This is a genomic window from Bradyrhizobium sp. MI1.10, from assembly GCF_055811035.1.
On the sequence record NZ_JBVVPN010000089.1, the window covers coordinates 1 to 12,503 of the forward strand.

A 12,503-nucleotide genomic window follows, 5' to 3' on the forward strand; every position below is an offset into this window, starting at 1 on the left:
CCCAGCCCGCCCGCAGCGAATACCTGGGGGCGGCTGAGTTGGATGAAGCCGTCGATCTGAACCCCGGGTGTCGCCTGCAAGGCCGTAAGGATGGTTTCTGATGCCATTGGGGACAGTCCCGCCGCCTGCTTGGGACCGATAATGTACTGCTTCCGACGTGTCTTGACCTCTGCAGTTGCCTCCTGTGCGCCGTCCCCTGGCTCCGCGCCTGACAAGGGTGTCGAAGGTTGCCGCGCCGTAGTCGTGCGTGAGGGATTCCGCGACATGGACTCACTCCTATCCTGTTACAACTCCAGCGCCGGTGTTGCCGCCGAGATTAAGCGGCGCGTTCGGGTCGAGCGACCAGTTTGCGTCAAGCAATGCGCGGGCCGCCGCTTCCTGAGACGTGGGAAGCACCACGGTCGCGACATTCGCCAGAGTTCCAATTCTTACGAGCTGCGCTCCTGGGATCGCTTGCACGAGGGCCTGAGCAATCGGGGAAACCGGACCTGCTGCCCCGGTGGAGTCACGTGGAGTGATTGTGAAGCTCTTGCTATCCGAGACATCAGCCATCGTACTGTCTCCCGAAGGCCAGAACACGGCCCGACCAAGGTGTTGCTCGGCCGGGACCGAAACGACCTAATGCATGAAGCCTTGTTGGCCAAAGCCCTGCGGCATCGGTTGTCCAAAGCCTTGCTGGCCCTGGAAGCCTTGCATCGGTCCCTGAGAGCTTTGTGGCGCCCATTGGCCCTGACCGGCTTGGACCTGCGGCCCCTGAGTAGAAGCGACCGCAAGAAGGGTACTCGCGATCATTGGCAAGTTTGGAACCACGTACTGCGTGACCGCTTTGCCAATCGTGTCGGCTGCGCTCTTGAAGAAGTTGGCGAAGTCGAATTGCGGCGCCAAAGCACCGCCGGGTCCCGCAGATTGAGCGTGGACTTGTTGGGTATATTGCGCGAACTCGGGTGACGCGGCCAGACTCTTCAGGAGGCCACCAATCATCCCGGGCAGCTGCTGCGCGACTTGCTGACCAACTCCCTCGAGGATTTGCCTGCCTTCGTGGCCAAGGAAGCCGGTAATATCGCCCCATAGACTCTGAGTTGACAGTGCTCCTTGTCCCGGCTGAGCGCTATTCCAGCCGACCCCGAAATTTCCGACTGGAGTGCTGATGCCGAAATTGAATTGCGGATTAAGGTTCGGCCCTGCGGAAGCAGGTGACGTCCCGGGCATCGAAGCCGTCGCGGGTTGGCGGCGGTTTAGCTCATTAAGAACGGCTTGAACGATCTGGTTGACGGTCGTACCAGGCGGGACCATCACGTCCGCTGACTGCTGATAACCAGACATTGTTGTTCCTCCATACTTTGACTTCTGCAGCGCACTAGCGACGGAGGAGGTTCGTCCTGTCTGATTAAGACGGCCGAACCTCCCTACAATAGTATCGCGTATGTTTTGATCGAATAGTGAAAACCAGCTATCACAACCTCACGTTCGCGTGGTGTCAGTTGTGCTGACGAAGTCAGCCGTTCTACCAGTTTCATTTTAGTGCCCCTGTTCTCGCTCATTGATCGCTGCACGAGCAAACAAGTTGGGAATTGCCCCACCGAATTCATAACAAATTTCCGACAAGGCGGACGCTGCTGGTCGGGCACTTTAGCTCGCAGTCAAAGTGCGTTGGATCCGGCCATGCAGACCGACTTTAACCCTGCAACATTGATGCTCGGCATTGTCCGGCTCGACCCGCTTTCTAACCACCGCATGTGCGATTACCCCTCCAAGCAAGCAACCAAGGACGATGCCGACGTGGTGCTGGTGGGTGTGTCCCGCACCTCGAAGACGCCCACATCGATCTAGCTCGCCAATCGCCGCATCCGCACGGCCGGAGAGGCTCTCTAGGTGTTCACAGCACGAGCGCAAGTGGTAAAGTGGATGGCTTTCAGTGCGGCAACTTCTCCAAACAACCCGGGTCGTCAGCCCATGGAGGGAAGGACGATGCGTTCTGACCTCAGTTGTCATTGGACATCAGTGATCAGCCGTAACCGCAGAATCGGTCTGCATCGCAGGACAATTTCGGCTTGAATGAAGTAAAGCACCATTGTCATTCATTGAGCTTGAGCAGGCGTCCGACGCGCCGCTCTCGTCCTCGTTCGTCTCATAGCTGCACTCGGTACCTCGCGTAAGCGCGCCCGCATGCACGCACTGATTGGTGCTGCTCCAACCATTCAAGCGTTGGACTAGTGGAAGGTTAGCGTCAGTGCGGTGCAACGGCCAATTGCTTGCTGCAGTGTGTCTTCACTCTGCCATGCAACACATCTCGGAAATATCGGTATGAAACCACCGTCAGTATATAAATCCAGGACGTGCAGGAACACGCCTTATCCGTTTGCGGTTATCGAAAACACCGCTGTCGCCGCAATCGGCGACGCATCGCCGAGACACCTGTGACTTTGGAACGTTTGCCGACTTTTCGTTCCTCGGCTTGCTCAACCCGGCTGCGAAGGTTCTGAAGCTCTGTCAGCTGAGATCTTAGAAACCCAACGCGTTCGTGCAGAACCGCCATGCGGTTGTGCCCCTGACCACGCCTACTCATCAGCGCCCCTTACTGTGACTATTTAAAAATCACTGTTGCCGGGCCAAAGACATAAAATCATCTATTAAGTTCAATTAATAGTAGCTCAGGTCCATGAAAGTGCTGTGAAATACCTCACTCTTAGGAAAAGACGCATCCTTGAGCGGTTTCATCCGCTTATAAGGTTGGGCATCAAACGTCGCGGATTAACCACGCGGTCCGGTCTAATTTTAATGAGACAATAATACTGCTTGTTAGCGTAGGCCGTGCAGATCAACGTGCAGATATTGCCGTTTTCCGGGCTCGGCGGGAGCGGAAAACTGACTCCATAGAGGTGCAATCGCGATCGCGGCGATTACCTCTTCGTTTGGAGAGTCTCGCCATGGTCGAACGTCGCGCAATGAAGCGGATACCGGTCAACCGGCCGGCGCGGCTGTCGTTTGGTGGAATGCGTGGGACCCATCCATGCGTGGTGCGCGATATCAGCGCCCTGGGAGCCTGTATCTCCACGCCGTACTACATATTCGCCAGCGAATTTGCGCTATCATTCGACGGCCATTCCGGAACCTTCACCTGTCGCGTCGTGTGGAGGAAGGAGACGCTTTGCGGCGTATGCTTCGTCCTGCGCCGCAGCTCGCCAAAATTGGCCAATGATTGCAGCAACACCACAAACGTGGCGCGGCTTGACCACCAATCATGTGCTGCTGCCCTGGGCGTCCTTAGCGCAGATGTGTCGACATAATTCCCGAAAAGCGGCCGAACGAGCCGCCGGCTCGATTCATGGGGTGCCGACAATTGCGGCCACACGCCAGATAACTTAACGCACGCTCCTGTCGACCGAACTACCCTAGATACGACACATCCTTCGCCCTCGACGCTAGTTCGCCTTCAACCTTGTCGATTTCCGCTTGATTGCGTTCGATGAACGCTGCGAGCTCATCGCGAGACATCTCAGAAAGCGCCTTCTGTTGCGATGATGAGTCCTTGCGAGTGGGCGCGATATGCCCTGCCCGGTCAAGGACCTTGATCGAAAGGTCCGCCCGCACACGAGCACTAACACTCGCATCCTGCAGCAGTGACTTCGCCACCCTATAAGCCAGTGGTGCCCCAACCACAGCAAGGTCGAGCTGGATTGATTCCGAAATCGCCGCGGCGACTGCTGGCAGGCGCATCGTCTTGTAGACCGACTTCGGATGATAGCCAGCGAGCTCTGCGGCCTCCTCGGGTCGCTTACCTTCGTTCACGATAAGGCGCACTAAAGCGCGTTGCTGTTCGCTGAGATCGTAAGCTGCGATCGCTGGCATCTAAGCTCCTTAGTTCTCGCGCGACGCGTTCGCGGCCGCGATGAGGCGGCGCAAGTCAATGTTGTACTGCGCCACGTTCGGATTTTTCACCGGTCTCTCGAGCAAGTAGGCTGCAACGTTCGGATCGAACCACGCCATGTGCACGATTTCATCCGCATTCTGCTTGCTAGACGGGAGCATCTCGAGCAGCAGTTTGAATCGCTTTATCAAGCCGCCGCCGGCGAGATCACCTTTGAAGTGGCGTACCGCCAGCTGAGCCCAACCGGGGATGTTGAGCTTCTCGGCAGTATCCGACCCAACGGTCGCCCTCTTCTCCGCCTCCTTGAAGTACGAGAGGATCTTGTGCGCCTGCCGGAGATTGTTCATCTCTTCTGGCGAGAACGTCTTTGCAAGCAGCGCTTCATTATCTTTGAACTCTCGCGCCAATCTGGCAAATTGAACTTCAAGCGTCTCGCCCACCTGCCGAGTGCCCTGGACTTTGTCGGCGAGGACCTCGGATACAGCAGCCTTCCAACCGCGCACCGCTTGGGGATCGTTCTTGATTAGCGCGTTGATCTCGTCAAGCTTGGCGCCGGCGTCGTATTTGCCGCCGAGGAGCTTCTGCGCGACGTCGCGAGGATCCTCGCGAAACAAGGTACCGACAGCGGAGCGATCAATTTCAGCTTCTGTCACGTCGCGGGCCGCGCGAGCAGCATCAAGATCCGATCGCGCCTGCGCGGACATCTGTTCCCCACGACGTGCGGCGGCGGCGATTTCGTCGAACTCGCCCCGTACCGCCGGAAATTGCGCCAACACGTCCGCATTGTTTCGCCCCCAAGCGTTCGCGCGGATCGAGTTGACCGTGCCGTCATTGTTGAGGGCCGACTTGGCGAAGTCCGCACGAAGATAATCGCGAAGCGCCGCGTATCCGGCCGGAGCCGCCGGTGACCCATCGAGCGTGCGGGTCAGGCTGGCTGCTTTCTCCGGCGCCGCCAAAAACCGATCTGCCGTAGCGCTCGGAGGCGTTGAGCCCCTGTTGAGCTCGCCGTCAGCGTTCTGGCCGCCGCGGTCGAGTTCGCGGGTGAATCGCGCTGTTTCGTCATTGCGCTCGGGGCGGAAGCGGTCTGCAAACTGACGATAGTTTGCATTTGCTTCCGAATAGCCGGGGGCATCTTCGATCGTTCGATTCACGGCGCGCCGGAGAGCCTGCAGGTTGTCAGCGAGGTCGAAATTGCCAGATGACTGCGCGCGCTCGATAGCTGGAGCGATGAACTTGCGCAGATCAGCCAGATCACCGCCGAGGGCTGTGCCGGGCCCGCCAGTATTGACGAGCTGCCCGCTCTCCGGCGGATGCTCGACCATCCGCGGCCGAAGGGCATTCAGCCGCCGCATAAAGTCTTCTGGCAGCACGCCTGGGGCCAGCCCGCTCGCCTGACGCCGGACGCGATCGATGGCGCCGAATATCTCGTCTGCGGGGAGCTCCTCGTGGCGCCCGGCCGCCGTATCAAACAGCCGGTTCTTCTCGGCTCGAGCCGGGATGTAGGTACGATCGACGAGGGCCTCATCTAAGCGCCGCGAGGCGTTCGCCTTGACCTCGCTGTTGGCCAGCACACCGAGCGGCTCTCCTTGATCTGCCCGGATTTGATCAACAGCGCGGGTCGCATCTTCCCGTTGGAGGATGTCGTTCTCCGCGGCGCCAATGCGCTCGTCCCGCGCTGCGGCGGCGCGGCGCATCACGGCCCCGAGGTCAGCCTCCGGATCTCGCGTGGATTCAACACGCTCGGCAGCGGCAGCTTTCACGTTCTGGTCTCGCTTGACGAAATCAGGTGAAGACTTGAGGCGCGCGCCCTGCTCCGCGGCGATAAGACCGGGATCGCGTGAAAGGAGGCCGGAAGTCGGCATGGCCGAGGCTTGCAACGGCTCGACTCCTGCCTCAGTCGGCTTCGACAAGGCTGCCGCGTTCTCGCGGATGTCCTGCGCCAGCGCACGGGGCGAGCCAGACGCGGTGCCTTGGATCTTGGCGGCTGCCCGGTCAACGTCAGCGCTGCTGTACGGCGCCTTGCTGTTCGGGTTGAGCGGGATCGGCGCAGAAGCGGAACCAAAGGACTTCGTCGCGATGTTTCGGATCAAGCCTGCAAGTCCCTCCGCAGTGCCCTGGAGGCTGTTCGCGCCGACGGCTCCGATTACGGGCGCAAGCGCGTTGGCAATCGCCTTTGGCCACGTATCCCCCACGACAGCGTGCTCGGGGACGTAGTTGTCCGCCGCGTTCACCGCTACGCCGGAGCCCATGCCGCCGATCGTATCCCCCACCAGTGTCCGCGCTGGCGCGTCCGCGTATGGCCTGGCCATGTGATCCAGCACACGCCCGACGGGCGTCTCCGAGCGCGTTGTCCCAGCGGCGACGATCGGGGCGCGCTGCGCCAGCATGGCGCCGGTGCCGACGGCTTGAGTACCGAACCGGCTGACATCGTAAGCGAGCTTCTCGCTCGACGACATCGTGGCGGGATCGATGCCCGGCAGGACCGAGGTGGCCTTCTCGACAAGCTTCGACGCCGGGATCGCCTGCGGGATGTTCGTGCCGGCCAGCTTGTTGATGCCGCCCGTGATGAGGTTCTGCGCGCCGGCCGCGAGGTCGAACGGGCCGGTGACGATGTCGGTGAGCCCCTTGCCGACGCCTTGGGCGCCGACCGTGAAGTCGCGCACGGCGCCGCCGACGCTGCTCGGAAGCAGCGACGCGGGGCGATCGATGGGCTTGGGCTGTTGCGGCACGTCGGCGGGCGCCACGTAGATGCGCCCGCTCGGCGTTGTCACCGGGACTGCCGTGTCAGGAGCGGCAGGTGCAGCCGCGGCTTGAGCCGGTACGCTCGCGAGCGCGCGCTGAATGTCCGCCGGCGTGAAGTCGTCGGGGAATTCGTGCTGCTGACCTTCGAAATCGACTAGCTTCGGCATTGATCACTTCATCTCGCAAAACGGTTATTTCATCACGTCGGTTTTGAGCGCGCCGAGGGTCTCCGAAACTGGTTCGATCTGGCCGGTCATCAGAAACTAAACGTCCCGCTTGAGTTGAACGTGTGGATTGTGTTTCCGCCCGAGCTGGTGACCGTTCCCCCGATCGCGCGCTGCGCCCCGGGGTAACTGATGATGACGACGCCTCTGCCGCCCGCAGGGCCCGCGCGAAACGTCGGGCCGGCGTATCCCCCGCCGCCAGAGCCGCCGGCCGCTCCCGCCACGGCGTTGCCGCCGCCGCCGCCGCCGCCGGTAGCGACAACTCCGTTGAACGACGAATCGCCGCCATTCGTGCCGTTGCTACCGAAAATGGTGCTATTAGCGCCCCCCGCTCCGACGACCACCGAGAAGCTGCCCCTTAGCAGCGTCGCAGAACTCGAGCGAACACCGCCGGCGCCGCCGCCGCCAAAGCCGCCGCCAGCGCCACCACCTACGACCAGATAGTTGGCGTTGATCGTCTGCTCGACAGAGAGAATTTGCATGAGAGCGGTCATGTCAGCCCTGAGCCGGAAATCATCCACTTCGTGGCCGAGATTTTCACGGCCGTGGCCATGCCGTTAACCGCCAAGGTGCGGCTACCAGTCAGACCCGAGCCGGCCTGCACCATCGTGTCGCTCGTGATCGCGATCGTGACGGTGTTGATCTCGTTTATAAACGTCAGCGCCGTTCCAATCGGATAGGCAACGTTCGCGTTGCTGTCGATCGTGAACGTGCGCGCATTGTTGTCCGCTGCGGGGTGCAGAATGTGCTTCTGCGCGTCGCCGAGCACCGTTGTGTAGGCGACCGACTTCATAACCTGGGGAATACCGCTGAAGGATTGGGCTTGCGTGGCTGAGTTCGCTGCGCTCGTGGCTGAGGTTCCGGCGTTGGTCGCGCTGCTTGCGGCGTTGGTCGCCGAACCGGAGGCCGCCGTCGCCGACGTCGAGGCGCTCGTCGCAGACGTTGACGCCGCGGAAGCTGATGCGCTCGCCGTGGACGCGCTCGCCGCCGCGTTGGCGGCCGCCGCTTCAGCGGTGGCAACTTCCTCGAGCAGCGCCTCAACGGCATCGGTGTTGCCAATGGCGGCTTTAACGGGGACGGTCAAATGGTCGAAACCGATTGCCCCGTTCATGATCGCGCCGTCAGAGCGAATAGATGTCTTGAGAAAGTTTACGATCTCGCCCGTCGAGATCGCCATCTGATTGAGATCGGCGTTGACCTTGTCGGCAGGCAACGGCCGGCTCGGGTTGGCGTTCTGGTACGAGACGTAATCGTATTGGCGCGTGTATTTGGTGGGGTAGGACATCTGCCGCCGGCGGGGTGAGAGGAAGAGCGCGGGATTGCGCGGTGGGTGCCGTCGGCGAAGCGGCTTAGACGTCCGTGGGATTGATTATGACTCTGGAGTAGTAAGCGGAAAGTTACGGCAACCGCCCGGCTCGCTTCGCCTAAACTGCCCCGCCTGCCCTCCTAAGCTTCAATCTTCGGCCTTCCCGGCTGCCAATTGGCCTAGCCACCAACCTTGGCCCGGCCCAAAGACCACTTTCCCGAACTGGCGGTTCGACGGTCGATTGTTGCCCCCGGCAGTCGAGCAGGCTTAGCGATAGTGCTAGAACGATCTGCCGTACATTTTTGCGACTATAGAAGGCTCTACTTGCGTTTTCCGATCTTTGCGCGCGAGACCTTACCTTGTGCCGGTTTGGGGTTCGAGGCCACCTCGACGAGGGGGCGACGATAAGTGTCTACGCGACGTAGCCAGCCCAATTCCCAAGGTTGATTAGTTGGAATATTGCGAACTCGTTGCAGCAAGAGAAACCGCGCAGCGTCAGCGTATTCAGCTAGTACCGCGTTTGGCTCGATCGCCGTGCCGTTCATCTTAAGAAGAACTTGTTTCAGTCCCCAGCCCTGTCGGTTGCCAGTCTGCTTATCGACCGCCGTCTCGTCTGGGTTGGTGCCCTCGCCCTTAAATTCGATGTAGTCAATGAGAGGATAGAGATCCTTCGAAGCTTGCACGATGCGTGAAAATTGGGTGACGAGATGCACTCGTTCGTCGCGGTCCGGCGCGGTTTGCAGGATCTTGCCCATCGCAGCCTGGGCGCGCACCACTAGATACTGCGCCTGACCGGCAACGGTTTTGAGCAGGAATTGTCGCAGCTCCTTCATCTGAGGCGAGTTGAAGTTTTTTTTGAAATCGGTACGGCTCGTCCATGGACAAGGCGGAATCGGCCTCTTGTCGACCCAAGAGGGCAGCTGCGCATGTAGTTGCCGCAGAAACTCGATTAAAGGAGGAAAACTTTCCTCGAAGGGCGCAGGCTTGCCCGCTGGAAACCAAAGAAAATGGCCAATGCCAAGTGAAGCAAACTCTTCGCCTACATTCCACGACGTGATCGCATCAGGGTTGCCATTCGTTTCATTCAGCCAAACCTTGTGGCCGACTTTTTGAGCCACATCATCCGTCAGAACAAGTTGCGGGACGACGAAAATCTTGTCTTCATCGCGGCCGTTGTCATCGGCCTTGCCCTTGCCTCTGTCCGAGCTGTGGGGAGCGACCACGTTCGTCTTTCGCGAATTGGACTGCTGCTGCGTGGGTATGTCGAGCTCTGGCTTTGATGTCTGTGAATCGGGCCACGACAGAGCCGTTTCTGGCTCTGATCTTTGCGTGTCAGGTATCGTTGCGACGGGCTCCGCTCGCTTCGGCTGGTCCTCAATGGGCGGCGTACCGGCGTTCGATGCAGGGGCTTGTTGCTGAGCGAGATCTTGGGTCTCAGTCTGTCCCAGTTTTCTTTGGGAGTCCGAGTTCAAAGGCTGAATCTGACGGGGCGACACTGCCCCGGTCAGCGTGGATGGTTGCGCCTCAGGCGGTGACGCGATCTTTTCCGATCCTGATTCGGTTTGCGCGGCTGAGGCCGCAACTGTATTCGGCTCCAAATCTGGTGGTGCTCTAGTAAGTGGCCAGACCGAACTGTCAGCTTCTGGCTTTTCAGTCGCAGCCAGGGACGCTGCAGCCTCTAACCTCTCCCTTGCGGCAACCAGCATCGCTGCGCCGCGTTCTCTCAGCCTTATTTGATGGTCGGCGACGTCCGCACTTGCTGGCGCGGCGTCTACAGTGGGGGACAAGCGGCGCATCCAAACGGTAGCGACGACCAAAACTAACAGTCCGCAGTAAATTATCCACCAGCGGGATCGCTGCGGCTCTTTCTGCAGCGCCCTCCTACCGCCACCGGCCAAACGCCGGTTGCCACCAAAGTTGCCGCTCATGTGTCAGTTCTTCGAAGGAGGCATTCCCTAGTGGCTCGATAAAACGTCGGTCTGACGCTCGACAATGCGTGGGCCGTAGCCTTCGATTTTTATACCAAATTCAAATCGGTAATTGCTAAGCTGCACGCTTCCATTGGCTTTTTGCTTGTAGCCGTCGATCTGCTGTGTGAGCACGCATTGATCTCCAACGCGACTTACTGACGATGATGTTGGAGTATACCTCTGCATCGGATATACTTTTCTGAAATCGTCTTCTTCCTTGATGACATCCGCCTTGGTCTTCCTGGCCTGCTTTCCGTTGACTGTCCAAATGATTCGATCATCGTAGACGGAACTGTCAAACGGCCGGTTGCCATAAATCCCGTGTTGGTCGAGCCAATCGATCATCTGGTTTGCCTGGCACGGTAAGCTTGTCCGGGATACCGGTTGGGGTGGCGGCGGCTTGAATATCGGAGGCGGCGGTGGATCTGCTCCGCTCGGTGCAATTTTAGCGACCAGTATTTGAAAGACCTGGAGCCTACAATTACTTAGGTCTTTCATTAGCGGCCCAACCTGTTCGCGCACAAGCCCTACGTATTCGTTGGTGGTAATGCTGCCGCTGTTTTGACCCCCAGTCGTCTGAATTTGCGAAGCCAATCCTCTCAGCTCGACGCTAACTGCACCTTGTGCGCCTGCGCTCGAGGCGCTGCCTTGGTCTTTGACAACCCCGCAGATGCGTTCTGCTGTGCTTGCGATCACAATGAGCTGAGCATCGCTAGGCCCCTGAGTTTGTGCCCCCGGTTGAGACATGGCGCTCAACTTGTCGAACATCTTGTCGAATACACGCTCTCTACATCCGCTATCTCCGCTAACAGCTTCCTGAGCAATATTCTCAAACTCCTGACGAGTCCCCTTAACCTTGGTGGAGCCTCCAACATCCGCAAACCTATCGAAAAAGGCTCCCAATTTGGCTTTCACCTCGCCTTCGATTTCAAGGCCGCTCTTGCTCCCTTTCTCATTTTTGACCGCATTACATATCGACGCAGCGGTATCCTTGATAATTTGAATCTGCTGCGGATCGAACTGTTGCGCAGAAACGACGGAAGCAATTGCGATTAAAGCGAATCCGGCAAACAAACTTCGGCTCATCTTCCAAACGGGCATTTCTTGTCCTCCCGATGGTTCCGTTCTATCTTAAGATGTGGGGTGCTTCCGATGAGCTCTTGATCCATGTCAAGCGATCCAGGAGGATTACGTCGCAAGGTTGACGATTGCCTCGCGCCGGACAGCTTCCCACCGCGCGGCGGCAGGCGCGCTTATCGTCGACGACCCTCAATGAATAAAGCCCTGGACTCTCCGGAATCTCAAAATTAGCGGAAGCGCCTGGCGGCCTTCGGAGACCAAGCCGGCGGCCCCCGCCGGGGGGTGGGCCGGACCGGGCGCCGGCCGGGCCTCGAGGCGCGATAGGCTTTAGCGCAATCATCCATTGCAGCTGCCGCCATCGCTTCAAACAGCGCGACGGCCGCATTTGCACTCCTCCAGCTCGGAGGCATGGTGGCTAAGCCGCTGACTCCAATTGATAGTTTCTGCGCAAAAGCTGGTTCGAGACAGGGCGATTCTTGTCGATTGATGCGCGGTTCAAAAACCCGACAAAAGCGCTGAAATCGATAAATGCGCGAATCCGAATAAGAGCTTAGCCGTCTGGTTTTACGTATTAGACTTTTCCAGACAGAATATTCGTTGTCGATTTTTCAGCTGAGCGCATCCTGATTGCCGGGTCGAAAGCCCAACACACTAGCCGATAGCCAATCCGGTAAGCGGCAAATCACAATTCTTGTCCAGGGGCCGCGCGCGTATGTCCAAGGCGCACGCCCAAAGGTGCGCGGGGCCGCCTAGTGTCGGTCATTTCGCCCCTGGACTCGCATCTTGCTCGAAAGGCAAAACACTATGCGCAACTCAACCGCCCTCCGCACCTCGACGAACTCAAATGAGCTCGGCGCCCTACTCGCCCGCCGTGGGACCGACCTAATCCTGGCAATAGAGGACGGTAACGCCCTGATCCGCTGCCACGTGAGCTCGGCGATCGCCGCGGCGATGCTGGCGCCACTAAAGGGAAAGGCGGCCGGCCACTTCCGGCCGCTACCCGGCAACCTGGTCGAAATCGACGCCGCCGTGACTTTGGCTGCTGCGATGAAAATGTTGGAGGCAAAGGCCGCCGCGGAAAGCCGACCGCACTTGAACTGAAAGAGCGGTCCTGGGCGGCGTAAAAGCCGTCCGAGGGCCCTAGAATTCGCGCTCGTGCTTCCCCGGTGCTTCCCCGGGGGTAGCGCGGGCGCAATGAACGTAAAAAGGAGAAGAAATGTCGCCGCAGTTTCAGCGGTGAGCGACCCGAGACATAGGTGACAGTTCGTACCGGACACATGGGTTACACTTTCCGCTTTTGTTCTGCGGGAGTG

10 protein-coding genes and 1 pseudogene are annotated in these 12,503 nt (G+C 59.3%); 3 read left to right on the forward strand and 8 right to left on the reverse strand.

Annotation, left to right across the window (positions count from 1 at the left end):
• Nucleotides 1-276: 276 nt before the first annotated feature.
• Both AC0L3K_RS39310 and AC0L3K_RS39315 read right to left on the reverse strand, forming a co-directional pair.
• On the reverse strand, nt 277-552 hold the full coding sequence (locus AC0L3K_RS39310) for a hypothetical protein (RefSeq protein ID WP_143273831.1): 276 nt from the start codon (nt 550-552) through the stop codon (nt 277-279).
• A gap of 66 nt (nt 553-618) precedes the next feature.
• The gene (locus tag AC0L3K_RS39315; protein ID WP_085383892.1) at nt 619-1,323 is read right to left on the reverse strand and encodes a hypothetical protein; all 705 of its coding nucleotides are present in this window, start codon (nt 1,321-1,323) and stop codon (nt 619-621) included.
• A 435-nt stretch (nt 1,324-1,758) separates the two neighbouring features.
• Here AC0L3K_RS39315 and AC0L3K_RS39320 point away from each other — a divergent pair.
• A pseudogene (locus AC0L3K_RS39320) lies at nt 1,759-1,827 on the forward strand (kinase/pyrophosphorylase); the annotation flags it as partial.
• A gap of 1,100 nt (nt 1,828-2,927) precedes the next feature.
• Complete coding sequence (locus AC0L3K_RS39325; RefSeq protein WP_473368081.1) at nt 2,928-3,287, forward strand: PilZ domain-containing protein; 360 nt, start codon at nt 2,928-2,930, stop codon at nt 3,285-3,287.
• Between the two features lie 100 nt (nt 3,288-3,387).
• Here AC0L3K_RS39325 and AC0L3K_RS39330 read toward each other — a convergent pair whose 3' ends face one another.
• From AC0L3K_RS39330 to AC0L3K_RS39355, 6 genes are all read right to left on the reverse strand, one after another.
• Nucleotides 3,388-3,849, reverse strand: coding sequence for a hypothetical protein (locus AC0L3K_RS39330; protein ID WP_473368082.1), 462 nt, complete (start codon nt 3,847-3,849; stop codon nt 3,388-3,390).
• A gap of 9 nt (nt 3,850-3,858) precedes the next feature.
• A complete protein-coding gene (locus AC0L3K_RS39335; RefSeq protein WP_473368083.1) occupies nt 3,859-6,777 on the reverse strand; it encodes a hypothetical protein in 2,919 nt (972 codons plus the stop codon).
• Nucleotides 6,778-6,866: 89 nt separating this feature from the next.
• Complete coding sequence (locus tag AC0L3K_RS39340) at nt 6,867-7,316, reverse strand: glycine-rich domain-containing protein (RefSeq protein WP_473368084.1); 450 nt, start codon at nt 7,314-7,316, stop codon at nt 6,867-6,869.
• An 8-nt stretch (nt 7,317-7,324) separates the two neighbouring features.
• On the reverse strand, nt 7,325-8,119 hold the full coding sequence (locus tag AC0L3K_RS39345) for a hypothetical protein (RefSeq protein WP_473368085.1): 795 nt from the start codon (nt 8,117-8,119) through the stop codon (nt 7,325-7,327).
• A 341-nt stretch (nt 8,120-8,460) separates the two neighbouring features.
• Nucleotides 8,461-10,068, reverse strand: coding sequence for a hypothetical protein (locus tag AC0L3K_RS39350; RefSeq protein ID WP_473368086.1), 1,608 nt, complete (start codon nt 10,066-10,068; stop codon nt 8,461-8,463).
• A gap of 27 nt (nt 10,069-10,095) precedes the next feature.
• A complete protein-coding gene (locus AC0L3K_RS39355; protein ID WP_473368087.1) occupies nt 10,096-11,211 on the reverse strand; it encodes a hypothetical protein in 1,116 nt (371 codons plus the stop codon).
• A 783-nt stretch (nt 11,212-11,994) separates the two neighbouring features.
• On the opposite strand from AC0L3K_RS39355, the gene AC0L3K_RS39360 reads away from it, so the two are divergent.
• Complete coding sequence (locus AC0L3K_RS39360; RefSeq protein WP_473368088.1) at nt 11,995-12,291, forward strand: hypothetical protein; 297 nt, start codon at nt 11,995-11,997, stop codon at nt 12,289-12,291.
• Nucleotides 12,292-12,503: the final 212 nt, after the last annotated feature.